The sequence below is a fragment of the Flavonifractor porci genome, assembly GCF_037572415.1.
GTDB lineage: Bacteria > Bacillota > Clostridia > Oscillospirales > Oscillospiraceae > Flavonifractor > Flavonifractor porci.
The window spans coordinates 108,299-129,273 of sequence record NZ_JBBHLB010000001.1; the positions used below are offsets into that span (position 1 = coordinate 108,299).

Consider the following 20,975-nt stretch of genomic DNA (forward strand, 5'->3'; position numbering starts at 1 on the left):
GCGGCTGGTGGTCCCGCCTTAGTATCAAGCGCCACCCCTGCAAAATCCGTGGAAAGGAGGCGATGACCTATGCAGGAGGAAGTGGAAAACAGGACTTTGACGCTGGCAGTCAGCGGAACGAAGTTCACCGGGCGGCTGTTGAAAGCCGCCATCACCAAGTACCTTGCCCACCGCAAGGAAAAGAAGCTGCAAAAGCAGAAAAGCCGGGATACCCCCGTGATTCCCCACGGCAAGCAGACCGTGAAACAGCTGATCGGGCAGAACCAGGGCGTTTCCAATATCGAGATCACCGACCCCTCCATCAAGGAGTTTGATCGGATCGCCCGGAAGTACGGCGTGGACTATGCGGTGAAAAAAGACCGCAGCAGCTCCCCGCCCAAGTACCTGATCTTTTTCAAAGGCCGGGACGCAGATGCCCTGACCGCTGCCTTTACCGAGTACACCGGCAAAAAGGTCAGAAAAGCGGAGAAATCCGAGCGCCCGTCCGTGCTGGCAAAGCTGAGCCAGTTCAAAGAGCTGGTGAAACACGCCGTCGTGGACCGGAACAAGCGGAAGGAGCTGGAACGATGAAAAAGCAGCTGGACATCAAGAAGCTCCTTTTGCTGAACCTGCCCTATATCCTGATGGGGCTGTTCGCCACCAACTTCGGTGAAGCGTGGCGGATGGCCGCGGGTGCGGACGCTTCGGCAAAAATGCTCTCGTTCTTCTCCACGCTGCCGGTGGCGCTGGCCAGCTGGTGGCCCAGCCTGCACCCCCTGGACCTGCTGGTGGGCCTGTGCTGCGGAGCTGGCCTGCGGCTGGCGGTCTATCTCAGAAGCAAGAACGCCAAGAAGTATCGCCACGGCATGGAGTACGGGTCCGCCCGATGGGGAACCCATGAGGACATCGCGCCCTACATCGACCCGGTGTTCCAGAACAATGTGATTCTGACGAAAACCGAGAGCCTGACCATGAACAGCCGCCCCAAGGACCCCAAGACCGCCAGAAACAAAAATGTGCTGGTGATCGGTGGCTCCGGTTCCGGCAAGACCCGCTTCTGGCTGAAACCGAACCTGATGCAGATGCACAGCTCCTATGTGGTGACAGACCCCAAAGGCACCATCCTGGTGGAGTGCGGCAAGATGCTCCAGCGGGGCACCCCCAAGCTGGGCAAGGACGGCAAGCCCATGAAGGATAAGCGCGGCAAGGTCATCTATGAGCCGTACCGGATCAAAGTCCTCAACACCATCAACTTCAAAAAAAGTATGCACTACAACCCTTTTTCGTATATTCACAGCGAGAAAGACATTTTGAAGCTGGTCACGACGCTGATCGCCAATACCAAGGGAGAGGGCAAGGCCGGGGACGATTTTTGGGTCAAGGCGGAGACGCTGCTGTACTGCGCCCTTATCGGGTATATCCACTACGAGGCTCCGGTGGAGGAACAGAATTTCTCCACCCTCATCGAGTTCATCAACGCGATGGAGGTCCGGGAGGATGACGAGGAGTTCAAGAACCCGGTGGACCTGATGTTTGACGCGCTGGAGGCGGAGAAGCCCAACCACTTCGCCGTCCGCCAGTACAAAAAGTACAAGCTGGCTGCGGGTGTTGTATGCTCTAAAAGACTTCTTAATCAAGCGGTTGAGAAGTCTCTTAGAACACACAACCTAAAACCGAAGAAAGGAGCGCAAGTTATGAGAAAAAACGAGAAAATAACAGCTCTGTACGAACGACTGAGCCGTGATGACTTTGGCAAAGATGATGACCAACAGCGTGAGAGCAATTCCATTTCCAATCAAAAGGCTATGTTGGAGGAGTTCGCCGCACGGCAGGGGTTTACGAATATTGTCCATTTCACGGACGATGGCATTAGTGGTACTTGCTTTGACCGTCCCGGATTTTTGGCAATGATGAAAGAGGTTGAAGCCGGAAATGTGGAGTACCTGTGTATCAAGGACATGAGCCGCATGGGTCGTGACTATCTGAAAGTCGGTCAGATTATGGAAATCCTGCGTCAGCGTGGCGTGCGACTAATCGCCATCAATGACGGCGTGGATAGTGCCAGAGGGGACGATGATTTTACCCCTTTCCGCAACATTATGAAGAACATAAGCTGTTTGGGAAGGGTGTTCTGCTGAATCACTCTTTTTCGACAAAGCGATGCGGTTCAATCGCAAACCGTTTTTATAGAATGTTGTCAGGTATATGCCCGGACCGCAGCCGGGTCTTTTCTTTTTCCCATTATACCACACCTACGAAGCGGTAAAAGATTTTAATGTCCTGGTGACGCTGACCGTCTATAACGGAGCGTTCCCCGATCTCGATGTGGTCAATCAGTTCCTCAACGATTTCCCGGTCAAGCTCCTGCACATCCAGATAGCGGCGGACGATGCCTGCCCATTGCCGGATATTTTCAACCTCCTGCTGGGCTTTTCGTTCCTCTGCCAGAAGTGTGTCTAAGCGGTCAGTCTTTTGTATGCGCTCCTGTTCGCTTTTCTGAATCAGAATAGCAAAGGTATCGCTATTGATCGTGCCACTGACCTTATCCTCGTAGAGTTTGACGGTCATGTGTTCCAGTTCTCCAATACGCCGCCGCAGTCGGCTGATTTCCAGTTTGGAATCTTCCTGCTTTGCGGTGCTTCCATAAAGAATCTGCTGTTTCAGCTTGTCCAGCACCTCGTTTTCATCCTGTGCCACCGCTTGACTGTGCGCCCGGATTTCATTCAGTACCAGCGTTTTCAGAGAGATTTCATAAATCCGGTGCCAGGAACAGGCGCTGTGTCCGGTGGTGGCAAAGTGTGAGCAGATATAGGAAACATACCGCTTGGATGTCCCGTTTTTTCTGCGCTGGGTCTCGCGGGTGGCTACCAGGGGATGCCCGCAATCAGCACAGACCAGTTTGCCGGTGAACAGGGCAGGCAGAGGGTCGGCACGGTTTGCTACCTGCTGTTTGACTACCCGGTTCTTTTCCTGAACCGCCTCCCACAGTTTCCGGTCAATGATTGCTTCATGGGCATCCTCGTGGCAAATCCATTCCGTTTCCGGCTTCTGTATCATGGTTTTGTCCTTGTAGGAACGGGAGCCGGTGCGGTTCTGTGTGACTATGCCGAGATAAACGGTGTCATTCAGGATGTTTTTCACCGTGGCATAGGTCCAAAGTTTGGAGTATTTGCAGATGCCTTTTTTTCCGTAGTGCAGTTCCCAGTGCCAGCGGGGAGAAAGGATGTCTTTCTTGTTCAGCACCGCCGCAATCTTGCCGTAGGCCATGCCTGAATAGCGCATCCGGTAGATCTCCCGCACCACAGCGGCGGCTTCTTCATCCACCACCAGCCGGTGTTTGTCCTCATCACTCTTGCGGTATCCGTAAGGAGCATAGGCGGTCAGGTATTGGCCGCTTTTCTTTTTGGAGTACAGCACTGATTTGATTTTTCCCGACAAGTCTTTCAGATGGTAGTCGTTCATCAGACTGCGGAAGTGCAGCATATCGGTGTTGTCGCCCTCGCTGTCCAGACAGTCCAGCACAGACACGAACCGGCAGCCAAGGGACGGGAAAATCACATCCGTATAGCGGCCTACCTCTACAAAGTCACGCCCCAAACGGGACAGGTCTTTGACCAGGATCAGGTTAATCAGGCCGTGGCGGGCATCCTCCAGCATTTTCAAAAATCCGGGCCGCTGAAAATTTCCACCGCTGTACCCATCGTCCCGATAAGTCTTGACCTCCATCCAGCCATTCAGCATAACAAATCTGGAGAGGATTTCATACTGATTTTCAATGCTGGTGGATTCATCGCCGGGGATATAGTTCTTTGCCTTTGCGGAATTGGAAGCATCGTCCACACTCAGGCGGCAGTAGATGCCGACCTTATATTGCTTCTTCAAGTGGCAGCCTCCTTTCTTCCGGGATATTTTCGCTTGCGGCAATATCCCTTGCCAGCGCCGCGTCCACATTTCCAACATAGCGGTAGTAAACGCGGAGGTCACAAACCCGCTGGCCGCCCACTTTTTTGGTTTCTCCAACCTCAATGCGGTCTACCAGTTCAAAGAGAATGGATTCATCCAGCTCGGTAATCTCTGTGTACCGGCGGATAATAGCCAGCCAGCGGTTCGCATCCGTGCGGTTTTCCAGGTAGCTTTTGACCTTGCGTTCCAGTTCCGGGATTGCTTCGGACTTTTCTGCCCGTTCTGCTTCATATTTGTGCATCAGGGTTTGAAAAACGGTCTGCGGGATGGTTCCGGCGCATTTATCCTCATAGAGATTCTGCATCAGCCGTTCCAGCTCGGAAAGCCGCGCCGTGTATGTTTTCAGCTCCTGTTCACAGGAGGAAAGGCGGCTTTTGGCTTCCTTATCCTTTAAGCGGATAATCTGCTGGACCAGCTGTTCCGGGTCATATTCCGCAAAACGAGCCTTTTCCCGAATGTCCTCCAGCACCAGATGGGTCAGCACATTCTCATAGATGGTGTGGATAGTACAGGCACCTTTGCCGCTGCGGGAGTAGTTCCCACAGATAAAGGAGCTGTACCGCCCCGGCGTCCCGTCTTTATAGGTGAATCGCTCCACCTGATTTCTCATTTTGAAACCGCAGTCCGCACAGTACACAAGGCCGGTGAAGATGCTCCTGTAACCGTCAGCGGAAGAAGATTTCCGCACCTTCTTTTTATCAATGCTGACTACGGTATCCCACAGCTGCTGTGAGATAATCGGTTCATGGGTTCCTTCCACACGAATCCATTCTTCCTCCGGCTTATTGATGAGTTTACGGGATTTATACGACAGCGTTCCGGTCTTTCCCTGAACCATGTTGCCGATATAAACCTCGCTGCGGACAATGTTTTTCACCGTCTGGTCTGCCCATTTGTGGTTGACCCGGCGCGGATCGCTCTGACCTTTGCGCTGGTAGTACAGCACACCGGGGGATGGGATGCCTTCCTCGTTCAGCGTGACGGCGATGGCGTGAAACCCTGTTCCGGCTGCCCGCATCTCAAAGATACGGCGCACAATCGGGGCGGTGTCCTCGTCGATCACCAGATGGTGCTTATCCGCCGGGTCCCGCTTATAGCCGTAGGCGGGATAGGTTCCCATGAATTTCCCGTTTTCCGCACAGGCTTTTTTGACTGCTTTGACCTTCTTACTGGTGTCGCGGCTATAAAATTCGTTAAATAAGTTCAAAAAGCACATGACATCGGTGCTGCCATTGGTGCTTTCCGTGTCAATGCCGTTGTTCAGAGCGATAAACCGACAGCCCAGAGATGGGAATAAGTAATCCGTGTATTGCCCGAACTCAATGTAGTTACGGCCAAAACGGGACAGGTCCTTGACCAGAATCACATTGATCCGCTTGGCCTTGGCGTCCTCAATCAGCCGCTTGACCCCAGGACGGTCAAAATTCGTACCTGAATATCCATCGTCGATATAGGTATCAATTTCATTCCAGCCCCGCTGCCGCACATAGTTCTGAAGCAGCAGTTTCTGGTTCTCGATGCTGACGGATTCGCCGTCGCGTTCATCGTCGTTACTCAAACGGCAGTAGATGCCGACGTTGTATGTTTTTGTAGCCATCTTTATTTTCCCTCCCGATTATCCAGATTCCATACCTCGTGCGGCGTGATGGCTCCACAGGGAATATCCCTGTATGAACATCGTAGCGGAGAATCCATCGCCGCGCAAGTATGCGGCAAAGCCGGGAGGATGGTGTGACTATGTAGCCGTGTGTGCAGAGCAGCTGGCAGGTGTGGAAACCTCCGACATGGCGCGCCGGACAGCCAGCTGCTCCAAAGTCTTTCCCAGTTCCTTTTCACCCGAAAAAAAGCTGGTCACACGGTAAATGGTTTTCCCGATTTTCACCTCTTTGTAGGAGGTTATAGGGGTATTCCTCTGATCCATATTGACGCACCTCCAGTCAAAAAACCTGTTTCTTCATAAGATATGAGGAAACAGGTTGTCTCAATTCATATAAAGACAAGCAGCCGCACCGATAAAGTTGAGGGGATATGCGAACCTGCTAATCGGTACGGCTGCTGTATTGTAGTTTGGTTATTGCTCGCCACATTTGCCACGCACCCCTGACGATGGGGACATTCCGGTCTCCGCTGGCGCGGCTGTCATAACTCCGCAGCGTCGTTTTACTCGTGCGCCGCAGGGTTCCTCCCAAGTCTTTAGGAGGCCGTGAGGAAGTATCTTTAAGCCCCCATGCAGTCATCGCGCCGAATCTGCCACAATCCGTTTTATGAAATCGTAGATCGCTCCGAAGCAGTTCTTTCATCACCTCCCTGACTGCTCCATCTTCGCGGCGTTTCATATTCGCTCGTACATGGGTTATGTACCGGAAATGCCGTCTATTCAGTTGTCAAGCTGCATGAGAGAGATAGACCCTCTCACTTACTTCCCCGTTGGGAGAGTGGTTTTGGTCTATGCTTTTCCCATGTTTTCCAAAAAAATTTTTAATTTTTGGAGCAGCTTGACTTTGCGCTGATGCAGAGCTGTTTTGGAAATTCCAAGCTCCATGCTGACAATCCGTTCTGACTTGTCCTCGAAATACAGTTTGTGGAGAATAATCCTCTCATCCTCTGACAAACATTCCAATAATCCCTCCAGCCAAACGGACGAGACCGCCTGTTCCTCCACGGGTTGACCAGAAGTAGCAAACTGCTTGTCCTTTGCCAGCAGGCGCTCATAGGAATCCTCTCTGCTGGGCAGAAAAGTTGCGGTGTCTTTCTGGAACTTCTCCGTTTTCAGATCGTAGGAAAAGTATTCTTCTTTTCGCTCATAGTGCTGATACACACGGTAAACCTGTTCGCTTACCGGCACAGCCTGTCCATCTATGTAAAGATAATAATTCGCCCTTTCTTCACGATTTTTACTCATAGCCGTTACCTCCGAAAAAGTTTGAAAAGTAGATAGGTTTTCAAACTCTCGAAGGGCGGCGAACGGCAGCCGACAAAGCGGAATCGTTTCTGTCGAATCACCGAGCAAGATGGTTCAGCAGGTGGCGGTTTGTCGGACTTTTTGTGATACTCCCGTCGATTTCTGCTTCTAAATGAAGAAAATGCGGGTTTCTTATCGAAAAAAAGCGTACAAAAAGAGGGCACAAGTGAACTTGCTATCACTTGCGCCCTGATTGGACTGGATATTTTATTTTGGAGGTCTCCACCTGTTAGCGGTGGAGAAAGGTCAAAAGGGGTATCTACCCATAAGCGGCCTCCCTTGCACCGCTATGGGAATGGAACAAAGCAGTAGAAGTTATATGTCCCGAAAACCGCTTGCGGCATCTATTGTTACTGTTTCAATATACTCCAATGCTGCTTCGTGTCCTTTCTGAATTTGTGGTCAGTTATCTTCTCGCGCCATCTGCGCCAACTTCGTAGCCGTCCACTTTGGTGCTGACCGCCATAGAGCCGTCCGCATAGAAGTAGTACCACTTGCCGTCGATCTGCTTCCAACCGCCGGAGAACATCTTGCCGTTATTGTCCAGCCAGTACCATTTCTGGTCGTCGGAGAGCCAACCTTTCACCGACTCTCCGTTTTTGTAGTAACTCCATTCGCCGCTGTCATTCTGCCTCCAGCCGTTTGCGGTCTGCGGGTCGATGATGACCTCCACAAACCGGTGTAGGACGGTGGCGGCTTCAGCGCGGGTGGCGTTGCCCTTCGGGTCAAACAGATTATTCGCCTTGCCGGAGAGAACGCCTGCCTGCTGCATCGTCTTGACCGCATTCTTTGCCCAGAAGGAAATCTGCGCGTTGTCGGCAAAGGTCACAGCCTCCAGCATTTTCGGGATAGAATAGCCCATCTTATCGGCGTAGTTCTTCATAATCACTGCCATCTGCTCACGGGTGATTTTGTTATCCGGGGCGAAAGTGGTAGCACCGGTGCCATTCACAATGCCCTTGCTTGCCGCCCAGTTGACATAGGGAGCGTAGTAGGCGTCGGTTTTCACATCAGTAAATTTCCCGTTTTTGTAATCTGCCGGATTGATTCCTGCCAGACGCCCAAGGGCAGTGACAAACATTCCCCGTGTCAGGGTGGTGTTCGGACTAAAGGTGGTTTTGCTTGTGCCGGAGAACAGCCCGCGGCTGACCGTAAACAGGATATGTTCCTTAGCCCAATGACCATTGATGTCGGTGAAGTTCGGAACTGGGTTCTTGTAGCCCACACCATAGATACTGAAATGTGCCGCTTCAAAGATTACGGCTTTCTGGTCTGCGTCATAGCTGGATTTGGTCAGCCATTCCACCTTTCCGGTCTTGTCCACATAGACTGCATACAGATTTCCGGTCTTCTCATTCTTCGCCGGAGCATAAGGGATGGCAACGCTGATGGTCTCTCCATTTAGATTGACAGCAGTTTTCTTGCCGTCCTTAACACACTCAAGTGTGATGTCATAGACCGGACGGCTTCCTATGGCTTTCTTGGCTTCCTGATAGGAAACAACCGTTTTTTTGATCTTCAAAATCAGTTCGCCGCTGGTCTGGCGGTTTAGCTCCTTGAGGGTATCCAGTGTGAAGTCAAAGTCTGCCATACGATCGGTGTCGATGGTGAACTGCTTGACATTGGAGGACACCAGCTTATCCAGCGTGTCCGCTTTCAGGGTAATCTGTACATCCTTCAGTTTGGCATCCATCTTTACAGGAACCACCACAGCAATGCCGTTTGCGGTGGTTCCATTTTTCTTCGCGTCAGCGGTGGCCTTGTTGATCGCGTCCTGTACGGCGTTGCCGTCAATGCTGGTATTTCCGTTTTTATCCGGTGTTGCCGGCTTGGTCTGGCTGGTGGTCGGGATGTCCGGTTTGGTCTGATCCGGACGCTCTACAACCGTGGAGCTGCTGGAGCCGCCGCCGGAGGAAGAACCACCGCCGGTAGAGCCGCCGCCGGAGTAGGACACCACATAGGGCGTAATGCTTCCGGTCAGATTGTTGTAGTTGTCCCCGTCAGTGGGAGTATAAGTCCAGTTGTAGGCGGTGTTAGCTGTTACAACGGTGTCATCGGCAACGTCCCACGCGATGGAACCGTCGGCGGGGGTAATGCTGCCCACGGCCAGAGCTGCGTCCGCCAGGGTCTTGCCGGAGGAGGTGATGGCGGTGTAAGCGGGAGTGCCGGTGGGGGTGGCCTTGTTGATGGTCACCTTGATGATATCCTCAACCGTTTCATAGGTGTTCGTGTCCGCGGGGGTGAACACCACGGTCACGCTGTCGCTGCTGTCCGCAACATTCACGGGAGCCGCGTTCTTGAAGCTCCAACTGCCTTCCACGCTGGCGGTGCCGGTAATGGCGCTGTCCGGAACAGCGGAGCCGGTATAGGCCACGGTGATGTCGTTGGCGCTGACCGTGGGAACATCCTTTTCCGTCAGTTCGATATTGACCTCGACGGTGGCGTTCTCATAGTTGTCGGAGGAGATGACCACCCGCAGGGTCGCGCGGCTGGGCATGCTGCTGGACAGGGTGTAGGTCACTTTTCCGGTGTTATCCACATCCCAGTCGGTTATAGAAACGACATCACCACAGGACATGGTTCCTTTGGTATAGGTCAGGGTGCCGGCGTCGGCAGGCATGCCCGCGCGGCCGATGTCTTTGCTCTGCTGGGTGTTCACGGTGTACTTCTGCTCGACAGAAATTTTGTTCAGCATCGGCGCGGCGGCCTTGCCGATGGTAAAGCTCTGCTGCGCTTCGCTGAAGGTGTAGTTTCCGGTCGTCTTTTCCGTGACCGTGATCTTGCCGGTGCCGGCATTGATGTTGTCGGCGAGAACGGCGGTATAATCACTGTCGGTCAGAGCGGTGTCGCCGTCCTTCACCGTGAAGGCGGGCGTGATGGCGCTGCCGGTGAAGGTATAGGTTCCGCTCACTGCAATGGTGGGCGTGATGGACTTTTTGGCGATGGTGAAGTCCTTGGTCACGCTGCCGGTGTAGTTGGAATTGTCCTTGGCCGTGACCGTCAGGGTGTAGCTGTCGGCGTTGGTCTGCACATTGTTGGACACGTTGCAGGAGCTGGTGATATCCACTTCACCAAGCTTCACGGTAACCGTCTGGGTCTGACTGGAGCCGTTGTAGGTCAGCGATTCACCCAGCGTGACCGAAGCGTCCGCAATGGACCTGGGCGCGATGGTGACGCTGACCGAAGCCGGCACGCTGTCGGTGTGGTTGCTGTCGCCCACGACCTTGTAATAAACAGTATATGTTTTGGCATCCTTGCCGGTGGGAACACTGTCGCTCCAGTCTGCATTATTCAGACTGTACTGCATGGTGCCGTCCGCTGTAGTACCGGCGGTGACCAGCGCCTGCGCACTGCCGTTATAGACCAGAGTGTTTGCGGTGGGGGCGGTCAGCGTGGGAACATCCTTTTCCCACCGGGCGGTCAGTCTGGTCACGCTGGTCACGCCGGCGGTGATCTGCGCGCCCGGCTCGTAGAGCTTGCCGTTGCTTCCAAGCCACACGAAGTAACTGCCCGTATCTCCATCGGGGCGGGTCAAGCCATCGGATGCGGGGGCGGTAAATGTGCTGCCATTTTTCACGATGATTTGAATATCCTTGGAGCTATTACCCAGCTTGCCGCCGCCAAGGTCAAGGGTAACGACCTTCAGTCCGTCAGAGCCCAGTGTGTCAGGGTTCAGGACTTCAAGCACGGGGCGGAAACCGAGGCCCGGGTAGGAGATCGTAGCATGGTGGTAGTCCCAGTAGCGGGCCGAATTGTACCCGCGAACCGCACGGAGCGACGCGTCGCCAGAATAAGTATCCTGTCCCCACGAAAACATTTCATTCCAGTTTTGGATATATTCGTCGTCCTTGTTCAGCATCGTGTCCCATTCATTGCTTTGGGGCACGATGCGTTCGGAATCGCCCGAACCCGTACGTTTACTTCCCACAGACGGTGCGCGCAGGGTATAGTCCACGCCGCCGGCGACATAGCCCTTGCCGAAAATCAACCCTTCGTTGTTCAGGTCATCCCAGCTTACCGTATGCGTTACATTGTAGTCCGCAATAAACAGGCTGTGGGCGTATTTGTTCTGCTGTGCATCCTCCTCGGTGGTTGCCGTCGCAGACGTGAGCTTGTAGGCTTCTATTGTTCCGGCATAAGTAAAGGGAACATAGTGCAGGGTGCTGTCCGGCAGATTGCCGTTTGCCGTTCCGGGAATATTCATCGCCGAAAGGTCAAAATAATATCTGCCGCCGGGGGTGAGGGAAAACTGCTCGTTAGGCGAATCATTAGCCAATAGCATTGGCGCAGCCAGCGCCCCCAATGCAGCGGCAGCTTCCGCATACCGGGTAAAATCCAGCTCATCTATTTCCTCGTCGGAGAGTTTCTCCTTCGCCTCGTCTATGGCGTCAAGCTGCGCCTTGACATCTTCGGCGTTATCTTCAGTGATTTCTTCTGCGTTCGGTAAAGCGTCGATCATGGCCTGTACGCTTGCCACCGTGACAGCCTTCGCATTGGACGGGGTATTATCTCCCGCGCCGCATAGCTCGCAGACATATCCGCAGGGCGTCCCCTCGGCTGCGGGGGAATAGCCGCAATCCTCCGTATGTTCGGCGTGGTGTTCGCATAAACCGCCCGTTTCCGTAATGGTCTGCCCCCTGTCCTGTGTCGGCGTCTCGGCAAAGACCGTTGGGGTACAGAGGGAAAACAGCATTGCGCCGCTAAGCAGCAGGCTAAGTATTCTTCGTTTTCTTTTCATATTCTCCTATCCTTTCTGTCAAAATTTTCTTGCCGGCATGGCAAGGCAAACTCTGTCTTTTCGGTTTGCAAAGGTTAAACAGAAATATTATAAGGGCTGCTCTCGCTCCTTTCAATCGACTTGGCGTGAAGCGACGTTTAAGAGGCGTGAAACGACAGCAAAAAAACGCCGCCCATGTCTGTCCATGGAAATGGACACACGTGGACGGCGATTCGGATATGGAGCGGCTACAGACTATCGGTCATCTCCTGTGACTTGTCGAAATAGCGCATCATTGCCTGACTACCTTGCCTGCTGATTTTGGTATATGCGATGTCTGAGAGGTCGAACAGGATGCACCCGCAGTGACCTTGGAAGGTGGGAAAACAGATCACCTTCAGCCACGCGCCGATCTCCGGACTGTAATCCATGACCTCCAGTCTTTCCCCATATAGAGCGGCGCGCTCGTATAGGCGCAGCCATTTGGCATCCATATTGGAAAACAGGCTGCCGAAGGAGCTGCCGATGAGCGTTTTAAGCGGCAGTCCTTCCAGCTTTGCCAGAGCAGGGTTTCCATAGCGGAAGACCCAGTCCACCGCCCGGCGCTTCTCATCAAAGATCATTTCGATGTCCGTAAACGCAAAGGGCATAGCCTCGAAGCCGCAGTAATGGGCCTGGTATTCCTCCTCAGTGGAGGGGGCTTCGTCTTGGGCAAAACTGCTGATGAGACGTTTTTGAGCCGCCTGGAACTGAGCGATGATCTGCTTTTTCTTTCGGAGTGTATAGATCAAGGATTCGCCGTTGTTGAGATCAATGTGGTCGGTGATGTCATGGATGGCTCTGGCGGACACCAAACAGCCCCGGTGGACTTTGAGGAAATTGTCCCCCAGTGCTTCTTCCAGATCACTGATCTTCATCCGCGTTTTGTATATCTTCCCGCCGGACACATGGATCTCGGCAGTTTTATCAATCATCAGGACATATAGAATCGTGCTGGCATTCAGTACAAGCTGTGTTCTGTCTGACATGATCGTAATGTATTTCCCATCCCGCACGGTAAACACCTCCTTTTCACGCTGAACAGAAAATATTGACAGAAATATTATCACACATTTTCTGTCGGATTTCAACTGCACCTCGTTGCCGGGCATAGGAATGCAAAAAATTTCGGTAACATAAGTTATCAGGAATTCACAATACTACGCGCACATGCGCGCAAACCTGCTAATAGGTGTCAAGCCCCAAAATGAAAAATCGGATATCTGAAAATGAGCATAACAAAACAGACCTGCAACAAAGTAAAAATTGCAGACCTGAGGGTTTTATGACTTTGAGGTTTCGTATTTACAGCAGAGTCAAGCGATTTCTTGAGTGTTCAGATATTCTTTTACTCTTGCATAATAAATCCGCGGTCAGGTAGAATAAGTTTCGCAAAAACAAAAAAGACATGGTTTGCAGATCTCTGGTAGAATGAAGTCGCGACACACCATTCGAAAGGAGACAGCAAACCATGTCCGAGAAGATTGTACAGCTAAACGAGGAAGTTATCAAGGGGCAGCTCAAGGAACTTGTACGTGGAAGCGTAGAAGAAACACTCAATGAGCTTCTGGAGGCCGAGGCGGAGAAGCTAACCCAGGCGGCCCGGTACGAGCGTAACAAGCAGCGCCAGGGCTACCGCAGCGGTCACTACAGCCGCAACCTCACCACCACTTCTGGGGATGTCACTCTCAAGGTGCCTAAGCTCAAGGGAATCTCCTTTGAGACTGCCATTATTGAGCGGTATCGCCGCCGGGAGAGCAGTGTGGAAGAGGCTCTTATTGAAATGTACCTGGCAGGTGTATCCGTCCGGCGTGTAGAGGACATCACTGAGGCCCTGTGGGGCAGCAAAGTCTCTCCCTCCACCATCAGTGAGCTGAATAAGAAAGCGTATGTCCACATTGAAGATTGGCGGAACCGTCCTCTGCAAGGTGGGCGGTATCCATATGTCTATGTGGATGGGATCTACCTGCGCCGCAATTGGGGTGGAGAATTTGAAAATGTAGCCATTCTTGTGGCAATTGCGGTTAATGAGGATGGATATCGTGAGGTTTTGGGCGCCGCAGAGGGCATGAAGGAGGATAAGGCCAGCTGGATCAGCTTCTTCCAGTGGCTGCGTGGCCGTGGTCTGAACGGTGTGAAACTCATTGTTGGCGACAAGTGTCTTGGTATGCTGGAAGCCGTGGGAGAGGTATTTCCTGAGGCCAAATACCAGCGGTGTACCGTCCATTTTTACCGAAATGTGTTCTCTGTCACACCTCGCTCAAAGGTGAAGCTGGTGGCCAAGATGCTCAAGGCGATCCACGCTCAGGAGAGCAAGAAAGCCGCCCGAAAAAAAGCTAAGGCTGTGGTAGAGGAACTGCGCTCTATGAAACTGAAGGAAGCCGCCAAGAAGGTGGAGAATGGTATTGAGGAAACGTTGACCTACTGTGATTTCCCCAGTGAACACTGGACCCGTATTCGTACCAACAACGTGATTGAGAGGCTAAACCGGGAGATCCGCCGCCGTACCCGTGTGGTGGGCAGTTTCCCGGACGGCAACTCTGCCCTTATGCTGGTCTGTGCCCGGCTGCGCCATGTAGCCGGCACCCAGTGGGGCAACAAGAAGTACATGAACATGAAGCATCTGGAGGCGACCGTTGAGGATGCCTCCATTGCTGGCTGACTTCATTCATAACAGAGTCTGCGAACTAAAGTGCGAAAAATTCTTGACACGACCAAATCCGCAGGAACTTTGCAGCTCCGGCCACAGTATAGACATAGAAATGCTTTCCCTCCGCTCGTTTCTTATCCATGAAGCAGAATACAGAATTGTCAGGGTTTCCGTGAACAAGAATCATGGAGGCGATCTCAAACAGCACCTTACGCAAGTGAGGTGAACCGCGCTTTGAAACATGACGATTCTTTGCATCGAATGTACCGGATTGATACGGTGGTGCGTCCACACCAGCGTATGCAACCAGAGCACCTTTGTGCGAAAAACGGCGGACATCACCAACCTCAGCCATCAACTGCGGTCCTGTGATTTTTCCGACACCTTCCATCCCCATCACCAGCTCATATTCTGGCAGCAGAGAGGCCAGCCGGTTCATTTCTGTGCGGAACGCATGAAGCGAATCATATACGGTATTCAGGCTGATTGCCGCTTGCGTTATCAGCAGTTTTGTACTATCATTTTTGGGAAGCGTGGCAACGGCGTTCCTGGCTGCGGTATGGATTCGTTCGGCATCGGAAGTACTGAATCTGTAACCGGTTCTTTTGCACCATTTTTGGAAGGTGTCTGCAAAAGTATGTAGGGATAAAGCTGCCACGCATTCTTTATGCCAAAAGCGGATCACAAAATCCACCCATTTGACATGGCCCTTTGAGTTCCTGCCTTCATTCAGAAATAACTTATTGGCACCGGGGAATGTCTGATCCAGGAGTGAAATTAAACCGTTTCTCAACATTGTACCGGTGGTGGTTGTCCGCTCATAGAGCCGATTCTGGATCTTCAGCATTTGCCTTGTTTCATCTTCTGCGGAATATTCCCTCAGATCCATCCAGAATGTGAGACCATAATTTGCGATTTTCAACGCATCCGCTTTATCCGTTTTAACCTTGCGCAGTGAATTGTCGCTGAAGTTGTGGATCAGAATCGCGTTGACTACACTGACAAAGAATCCAGCCTGTTGCAGCGCCAAAGCCACGGGTCTCCAATACATTCCTGTATGCTCCATGACAATTCGAATCTCGCTGCCTTCATCGTCAAGCCCCTGTAGCTTCTCAAGCAGATTCTTGATACCGGTGACATCATGGCCGACGTCAAATGGGAGTAAAGCCACTTCACCGCCTGGTCTTCTGGCTGCCACTGTGCTTTTATATTTTGAAACATCGATTCCAACCGCTGTAATGACTCCTGCGCTCATACACAATCCTCCTTTGTTTGGTTTTATAACCGGCGACCGCCACAGTTCATTACCGATTCAGCTTGCTTAGTCACACGAATGTACGGATTGCTCCGATGATTCAACCTGCGTAAATCGAACGCTGCAATGAGAGGGTCGGCTAACAGTTTGCACAAACGAGCGTGGTTAGCTCAAGCAATGCCCCGTAAGGCCGATTACCTCTTCATTGTAGCTTAGGTTTGAACCGCTGAACAGCATTACCAGCGCAACACCGTTCTTGGGGTCAAACATATTGTAGCAAGCAATGCCTGTGTTAATACACACAGGCCCGCAGAGAAGAAAATCCCTTTGTGATTTTCCTCTCCGCTTGCTTGTTGAGGGCAGTGCCCCCAAGCCCCTTTGAACACAGAATTTCATTCTGTGGCTGCGCGTTCTGCGAACGCTTTTGACCAGGATCAGCTTACCGCTGGTCGTGGTCTTTTTCTTTTTCAACATCCTGTTCTACCTCCATTTTCAGCACTCGATCTACATTTGCCTTTGCCGTTAAAAGCTCCCGCATTTCCTCACGGGAACGCCGGTACTCGGCGTAGGTTTTCTTCTTTTCCTCCAGCAGCTTTGCGTACTCGGCTTGCAGGTCTTTGACCTTGGGCAGCTTCTTCACGCCCATCTCGTCAAAGGCATTTTTTGCCGCCTGATGGAGCAGGATTTCTTCCTCATGTTCCTCCCGGAATTTCTTAGAGTATCCCGCCTTGCGGTAGGCTACATAGGTTTCACGGGTCTTGGCATAGTTTACGATGTGAGTACGCAGAACAGCGATCTCCGCCATGCGTTTCTCCGCCGCCTTGATCTGCGCCGACAGTTCGTTGTGGTGGGCGGTGGCTGCCGCCGCTTTTTCTGCCAGCTCCGCATAATCCAGCAGCCGATGTTCGGTAAGAAAATTTACAGTCTGCGCCATCTGTTTCAGGTTGAAAACCTTGGCCCATCGCGCATACCCAGCGCCTTTCCCAGCCTGTAATTTTGCCTGAATATCCACCAGCAGATTGACCTTGGGCGGCTCCGGCTGCACGGTGGAATTTTTACGGGGCGTATGCTGTTTTTCACCGGCCAACACCGCACGGATTTCTGCTTCACTGTACCCGGCCCCCAGCTTGTCATCCATGCGGGCTACATTCTTCCAGCTGGGCGCTTTGAGCCGGATGACTTTCCCGCGCCGGGATACTTCGCATCCCATCTCGGAAAGCAGTTTCAGCAGCGCATCAAAGTCCGCCGGTTTCTGCTCCAGCGCACGGTCAATCATCACCCGCAACTGTTCCCGATGGGAGGGCTTGGCCTGATCGCCCAGCCATTTGTTATAACTCTTTCCGTGAGGTTTTGGGTCCTCCACAATGGACAATCCGTTCTCGATACAGATGGTATCGCTCAAGCGCCGGACGGCTCTGGTGCTGCCCCAAAAGTTGCGGAATTTTCGGTCACAATCTGCATTGACCGCCGACCAGATGATGTGATTATGAACGTGCGATTTGTCTATGTGAGTGCAGACCACAAAGGCGTGATTGTCCTTGGTGAACCGCTTGGCAAATTCCACGCCCAGGCGGTTGGCTTCCTCCGGTGTGATCTCTCCGGGTTTGAAGGACTGGCGCACATGGTAAGCGATCACATCGTCCGCCCCGCGCACCCGCCCGGTGGCGGCGATATACTGCCGCTTCGCCAACAGAAACTCCGCATCGGCGGTCCGGCTGTCACAGCCATAGCCGGTAATCAGTTTTCCGTTGTCGGTCTTTTGCGGATTTGCCACATAATCAATAATATCGCTGATTGCTCGGCTCTCAGTGCGCCCCTTGCCGATATGCAGGGGCATGATGCGTGTGGTTGCCATAGATGGAGCCTCCTTTCCAAAAAAGAAACGGCCTGCATGGTGCAGACCGCTTTCGTTATTCTATAAAATCATTCTCATCAAGAAAATCAAAATCGTCATCGGTGTCCTCTAACTGTTTTGGAGGAAACCTCATCTCGTATTGTTCTTTTGCCAGTGCACGAACTTCCGGGCGCTTATCTTTCATTCGTTTTTTCAGCCAGGAAATCTGCTCCTTTAATAACCGCCAAGGGAGATTCAGTAAGCGGTTTACCGTTATTTGCTCCGCTTGTTTCTCCGGCGATAAAGAAGCACAGGATTTACAGATGTGCGCCGCATGACCTTTGCCGGAAAATTTTTCGTTAGCCTTATATTCTCCGCAGACTTTACAATAATGTCCATGCTTCTTCATAGGCTCGATTCCTTTTCACTGAGCGCATATAAACTGCGAACCGCCCCCATGATGATGTTCCACTCCAAATCTGCCGCATAGGAAAACTTCCTGCGGTAAGATTCCCAAAGTTTCTGCATCACAGGACTGCTTTCCACTTCATTCAAAACATCCACAGCTTCTGCAAGATGCCGTTCGGTTCCGCGTTTTTTGGCAGTTGCCAACAGTGCATCATAGAGCGTCTGCCTGTTCAATGTGTTCCCGTGGAGCTGATCCAGAATATAAATGTCATAGAAATCTCTCATGCGGGTGTTGGTGGTGGTTCTGGTGATGATTGTTTCCAGCTTTTCAGCCAGAACGGTTTCCAGATTGTATGCCCAAATGTCAATGGAGCGATCTTCCAGCATCAGCTTGAAAGAGTAGCGTACCTCCCTGGGGGTAATGGCATCCCCTGTGGAAATGTCAATCTTCAAAGGTGTCACCACACCGTCAAAGGTTGTAGTCATGCTGACCCGAATCCCAGGATACTCCGCTTCATCCATAATCTCTGAAATGCTTTTCAGCTGAAATTTGACGCCATCATCAATCGGCACACTCACAATAGCAGAAATCAGGTTCTCGATCTCCTCTACATTAACATTGGCTCCTTTTACAGTAGCGTCCAAGTCCATCGTGGAACGGGCATCCAGTCCAACCATTGCCGCTACCAGCATCCCGCCTTTCAGAATAAATTTATCACGATATTCAGAAAGGGAAATACGCTCCAGAAAACGCTCCATCATATAGTTTCGCATTAAAAGCTGTGCATCCGCAGATTTTTCTCTGGAAAGATTGCGAATCAAATCTTTTAGCTGCCTTGCTGTCTTTATCATAAAAGCACCTCCAAATACTGCCGTAAAATTTTTTCAACCCGGAACATACCGGCATACCGCATCAAAGTCCGCAGATCCTTGTCCTTTCTTCTGGCATACATCTTCAGCGCACCTTGAAAAGTCTGTATTTCCATGCTGCTTCGGCTGCGGAGCAGATCGCAGATGGTGCGCTCCATATCATAGACAGGAACCGTATGCCCAAAAGGTGTTTGGCCAGTTGTCAGCCCTACCTCATATAGTTCTGGTTTGATGGTGTAAACAGAAAGGCCCTCTGCCTTTAAGCGAGTGGTGCTGTACCCTCTGCGCACCGTGATAGCGTATGGAGATGGTTCCCGGTCTGTCAAGTCATGGAAAAATAGCGCTGATTCATGGGAAAATACTGCCTGACCACATCGCAGATGTAACAGAAACATCGCATCAATCCAGGTGTCCTCGGAGACATAAATTCCGTGAGCAACCTGCTGAAGATTTTTCTCTTTGACATATTCATAAAAAATGGGTTTTACAATTCCGCTAGCGATTACCTGTGCGGTTTGCAGCATCCCATCATGCTCGGTCAGAAGTCTGTCTAATTGCTCAAACCGTTCTGATTTGGTCACATCCATCACTTCCTTTCGTGCTACTATTATACACGGATGTAGCACAGAAGTAAATATAGCAATTTAACAGACACTGTCTGGCATTTTTGTGACCGCGCATTTTATCCATAAACCAAATCCTGAATGGCAAACTTCAAGTCCTGCACCTTGCCCAGCAGCCAGATGGCAGCCATCGGCAGACCATAGGGACTAATAAGGAATGCCATCACCAGCAGGATAATGCCGTTTTGCAGGGAACAGGTCAGCAGAACCGCCACACCCAGCAGGGCGATCACCATGCTGATAAGCCCCAGCACCAGACCGGAGACATAGACGATCCCCACACAAATCCAAACGAACAGGGTCAGCGCCAGAATCACCGGAACCATCACGATCTTCAACAGCAGTTTCAACAAAAATACCAATGCCCTCATTGTTATGCCTCCTCCCAAAATCACAGTTCCTGTTCCTGATTCCATTATCCCTGTCTCACAGCCAAAAGGCAAGGATACGGGCAAAAAGAAAAAGCGGAGGAAGGCGCGGCGAAGAAACGCCGTTCCTCCCTCCGCAGATGGGGTATTTGTCCCGGTTACGAAAGTTTGGAGAGTTGTGTCAGTATCTCTTTAACTCCGTCCCATAACTGTTCCTGCCGCTGGGATATATCCTCCAAATCGACATCATAAATCCGCCCGGTCTCATGTACCTTGCGGGTCAGCTGGTTTAAGTTGTTGCTGCTTCGGCGCAGCAGGGATACCAGTTCCTTCAGCTCCGGCAAATCCAGCTGCACCACATAGCCGTCCACAGCCATTTTTCGTAGATAGGCGCTCAGGTTTTTTGTCCCAAACTGTGCCATTTTCTGCTGAATCAACTCCATTTCATCAGCGGATACCCAAAACAGAACCGGCACATCCCGCTTGCGCTTGGGGCTGCTCATCGCTCCGGCTCCTGTTTCTTCGGGGCGGCAGGCTTGCGGGCAGGCGGTTCCTGCCTGAGCTTTTGCAGGACAGAGCTTTTCTGCGGTTCCTGCATGGCTTTTCTGGCCTGCCTGGTAAACAGATCGGTCAGACCGGGATTGACCCCATCCACAACCAGATAGGCACAGTGGCGGGAAGCATCGCTGTCCTCCGGCATGGGAATGGTTTTTGCCCAGGCTTTATTGTCCTGAGAGATACGCCCGTCATGGTTCTTGCGCTGGATGGTGTTGGCGAGAATAAACTGTACCCGTTCTGTCCCGAACTTTTCCAGCACATCTTTGACCGCCGCCTCCGTATCCAGCCGGTTCTCTGCATAGTGAGCGCTGATGGCCTGTTCAATGGCTTCTTTGCAGGCGCTGTTCGCTTGATATGAGTGGTTGTACTGTGCCATCTCCCCATGCTGGGACGCATAGGCGGCAGAATGGGGGTAGAGAGGGGCAGTTCGTAATTCTTCCTGCGCCCTGCACACATCATCGGCACGGTTTTCAATGCTGTCCCGGATCACATCCATGTAGCCGGTCTCCAGCTTTTCAAAATAACGGTACACATCCGCCAGCGGCGTGGGAGAATCCAAAAGTGCCTTGGCCTGGGCGTCGGTCAGCTCCAGCTCCTCCATTGCCATCACGATGTCCTCCCGGACCGTGTACTCATAGGTGTGGTGCAGGATTTCCTCCGGGGGCTGGCTTTTCAGCCAGTCCCGGAATTTATCCTGTTCATCAGACATTTTCTCAAAAAGAGCTGTATTCCAATCTGTTGCATTCATA

The 20,975-nt window shown here is 52.0% G+C and carries 16 protein-coding genes and 1 pseudogene; 4 read left to right on the top strand and 13 right to left on the bottom strand.

The features are described 5' to 3' along the window. Positions 1-69: 69 nt before the first annotated feature. Both WHJ28_RS00545 and WHJ28_RS00550 read left to right on the top strand, forming a co-directional pair. Entirely contained in the window at positions 70-570 is a 501-nt protein-coding gene (locus WHJ28_RS00545; RefSeq protein ID WP_169319131.1) for a PcfB family protein, read from the top strand. After that, positions 567-2,048: pseudogene (locus WHJ28_RS00550) on the top strand (recombinase family protein); the annotation flags it as partial. The gene WHJ28_RS00545 and the pseudogene WHJ28_RS00550, both read left to right, overlap by 4 nt. 172 nt (positions 2,049-2,220) lie before the next feature. Here WHJ28_RS00550 and WHJ28_RS00555 read toward each other — a convergent pair. Together WHJ28_RS00555 and WHJ28_RS00560 are read right to left on the bottom strand one after the other, a co-directional pair. Further along, the gene (locus WHJ28_RS00555) at positions 2,221-3,861 is read right to left on the bottom strand and encodes a recombinase family protein (RefSeq protein WP_340039128.1); all 1,641 of its coding nucleotides are present in this window, start codon (positions 3,859-3,861) and stop codon (positions 2,221-2,223) included. Next, positions 3,845-5,539 carry a recombinase family protein gene (locus tag WHJ28_RS00560; protein ID WP_340039129.1) on the bottom strand — a complete coding sequence of 565 codons (1,695 nt, stop codon included), beginning with the start codon at positions 5,537-5,539 and terminating at the stop codon, positions 3,845-3,847. Before WHJ28_RS00560 ends, WHJ28_RS00555 begins: the two co-directional genes overlap by 17 nt. Before the next feature lie 73 nt (positions 5,540-5,612). Between WHJ28_RS00560 and WHJ28_RS16460 the strand changes: the two genes are divergently transcribed. After that, the gene (locus WHJ28_RS16460) at positions 5,613-5,804 is read left to right on the top strand and encodes a hypothetical protein (RefSeq protein ID WP_412454493.1); all 192 of its coding nucleotides are present in this window, start codon (positions 5,613-5,615) and stop codon (positions 5,802-5,804) included. 584 nt (positions 5,805-6,388) lie between these two features. On the opposite strand, the gene WHJ28_RS00570 is transcribed toward WHJ28_RS16460, so the two are convergent. The 3 genes from WHJ28_RS00570 to WHJ28_RS00580 all read right to left on the bottom strand — a co-directional run bounded on the left by WHJ28_RS00570 (position 6,389) and on the right by WHJ28_RS00580 (position 12,676). Further along, the gene (locus WHJ28_RS00570) at positions 6,389-6,844 is read right to left on the bottom strand and encodes an RNA polymerase sigma factor sigma-70 region 4 domain-containing protein (protein ID WP_154473831.1); all 456 of its coding nucleotides are present in this window, start codon (positions 6,842-6,844) and stop codon (positions 6,389-6,391) included. A 466-nt stretch (positions 6,845-7,310) separates the two neighbouring features. Next, positions 7,311-11,642 carry an S-layer homology domain-containing protein gene (locus WHJ28_RS00575; protein WP_340039130.1) on the bottom strand — a complete coding sequence of 1,444 codons (4,332 nt, stop codon included), beginning with the start codon at positions 11,640-11,642 and terminating at the stop codon, positions 7,311-7,313. 227 nt (positions 11,643-11,869) lie between these two features. Further along, positions 11,870-12,676 carry a LytTR family transcriptional regulator DNA-binding domain-containing protein gene (locus tag WHJ28_RS00580; protein ID WP_340039131.1) on the bottom strand — a complete coding sequence of 269 codons (807 nt, stop codon included), beginning with the start codon at positions 12,674-12,676 and terminating at the stop codon, positions 11,870-11,872. Between the two features lie 455 nt (positions 12,677-13,131). Here WHJ28_RS00580 and WHJ28_RS00585 point away from each other — a divergent pair, with 455 nt between their 5' ends. Continuing rightward, positions 13,132-14,322, top strand: a complete 1,191-nt coding sequence (locus WHJ28_RS00585; RefSeq protein ID WP_340039132.1) for an IS256 family transposase — start codon at positions 13,132-13,134, stop codon at positions 14,320-14,322. A gap of 25 nt (positions 14,323-14,347) precedes the next feature. Here WHJ28_RS00585 and WHJ28_RS00590 read toward each other — a convergent pair whose 3' ends face one another. The 8 genes from WHJ28_RS00590 to WHJ28_RS00625 form a co-directional block, all read right to left on the bottom strand. After that, positions 14,348-15,550: an IS110 family RNA-guided transposase gene (locus WHJ28_RS00590; RefSeq protein ID WP_340039468.1), complete on the bottom strand. Its 1,203-nt coding sequence runs from the start codon at positions 15,548-15,550 to the stop codon at positions 14,348-14,350. Between the two features lie 454 nt (positions 15,551-16,004). Further along, positions 16,005-17,420 (bottom strand): relaxase/mobilization nuclease domain-containing protein, encoded by a 1,416-nt coding sequence (locus tag WHJ28_RS00595; RefSeq protein WP_340039133.1) that lies wholly within the window; start codon positions 17,418-17,420, stop codon positions 16,005-16,007. 55 nt (positions 17,421-17,475) lie between these two features. Continuing rightward, positions 17,476-17,808 (bottom strand): hypothetical protein, encoded by a 333-nt coding sequence (locus tag WHJ28_RS00600; protein WP_154473824.1) that lies wholly within the window; start codon positions 17,806-17,808, stop codon positions 17,476-17,478. Next, entirely contained in the window at positions 17,805-18,659 is an 855-nt protein-coding gene (locus WHJ28_RS00605) for a nucleotidyl transferase AbiEii/AbiGii toxin family protein (RefSeq protein WP_154473823.1), read from the bottom strand. Before WHJ28_RS00605 ends, WHJ28_RS00600 begins: the two co-directional genes overlap by 4 nt. Beyond that, positions 18,656-19,264: a type IV toxin-antitoxin system AbiEi family antitoxin domain-containing protein gene (locus tag WHJ28_RS00610; protein WP_002576209.1), complete on the bottom strand. Its 609-nt coding sequence runs from the start codon at positions 19,262-19,264 to the stop codon at positions 18,656-18,658. Before WHJ28_RS00610 ends, WHJ28_RS00605 begins: the two co-directional genes overlap by 4 nt. 95 nt (positions 19,265-19,359) lie before the next feature. Next, the gene (locus tag WHJ28_RS00615) at positions 19,360-19,671 is read right to left on the bottom strand and encodes a CD1845 family protein (RefSeq protein ID WP_002576210.1); all 312 of its coding nucleotides are present in this window, start codon (positions 19,669-19,671) and stop codon (positions 19,360-19,362) included. A gap of 155 nt (positions 19,672-19,826) precedes the next feature. Next, positions 19,827-20,171, bottom strand: coding sequence for a plasmid mobilization protein (locus WHJ28_RS00620; protein ID WP_002576211.1), 345 nt, complete (start codon positions 20,169-20,171; stop codon positions 19,827-19,829). Then, positions 20,168-20,974 (bottom strand): DUF3848 domain-containing protein, encoded by an 807-nt coding sequence (locus WHJ28_RS00625; RefSeq protein ID WP_154473821.1) that lies wholly within the window; start codon positions 20,972-20,974, stop codon positions 20,168-20,170. Before WHJ28_RS00625 ends, WHJ28_RS00620 begins: the two co-directional genes overlap by 4 nt. Position 20,975 lies beyond the last annotated feature (1 nt).

Bases quoted from the DNA above. Each gene is read 5' to 3' on its own strand.
- WHJ28_RS00605 (WP_154473823.1), bottom strand. From the start codon at position 18,659: ATGATAAAGACAGCAAGGCAGCTAAAAGATTTGATTCGCAATCTTTCC.
- WHJ28_RS00570 (WP_154473831.1), bottom strand. From the start codon at position 6,844: ATGAGTAAAAATCGTGAAGAAAGGGCGAATTATTATCTTTACATAGAT.
- WHJ28_RS00545 (WP_169319131.1), top strand. From the start codon at position 70: ATGCAGGAGGAAGTGGAAAACAGGACTTTGACGCTGGCAGTCAGCGGA.
- WHJ28_RS00610 (WP_002576209.1), bottom strand. From the start codon at position 19,264: ATGGATGTGACCAAATCAGAACGGTTTGAGCAATTAGACAGACTTCTG.
- WHJ28_RS00575 (WP_340039130.1), bottom strand. From the start codon at position 11,642: ATGAAAAGAAAACGAAGAATACTTAGCCTGCTGCTTAGCGGCGCAATG.
- WHJ28_RS00595 (WP_340039133.1), bottom strand. From the start codon at position 17,420: ATGGCAACCACACGCATCATGCCCCTGCATATCGGCAAGGGGCGCACT.
- WHJ28_RS16460 (WP_412454493.1), top strand. From the start codon at position 5,613: ATGAACATCGTAGCGGAGAATCCATCGCCGCGCAAGTATGCGGCAAAG.
- WHJ28_RS00585 (WP_340039132.1), top strand. From the start codon at position 13,132: ATGTCCGAGAAGATTGTACAGCTAAACGAGGAAGTTATCAAGGGGCAG.
- WHJ28_RS00615 (WP_002576210.1), bottom strand. From the start codon at position 19,671: ATGAGGGCATTGGTATTTTTGTTGAAACTGCTGTTGAAGATCGTGATG.
- WHJ28_RS00560 (WP_340039129.1), bottom strand. From the start codon at position 5,539: ATGGCTACAAAAACATACAACGTCGGCATCTACTGCCGTTTGAGTAAC.
- WHJ28_RS00625 (WP_154473821.1), bottom strand. From the start codon at position 20,974: ATGAATGCAACAGATTGGAATACAGCTCTTTTTGAGAAAATGTCTGAT.
- WHJ28_RS00620 (WP_002576211.1), bottom strand. From the start codon at position 20,171: ATGAGCAGCCCCAAGCGCAAGCGGGATGTGCCGGTTCTGTTTTGGGTA.
- WHJ28_RS00600 (WP_154473824.1), bottom strand. From the start codon at position 17,808: ATGAAGAAGCATGGACATTATTGTAAAGTCTGCGGAGAATATAAGGCT.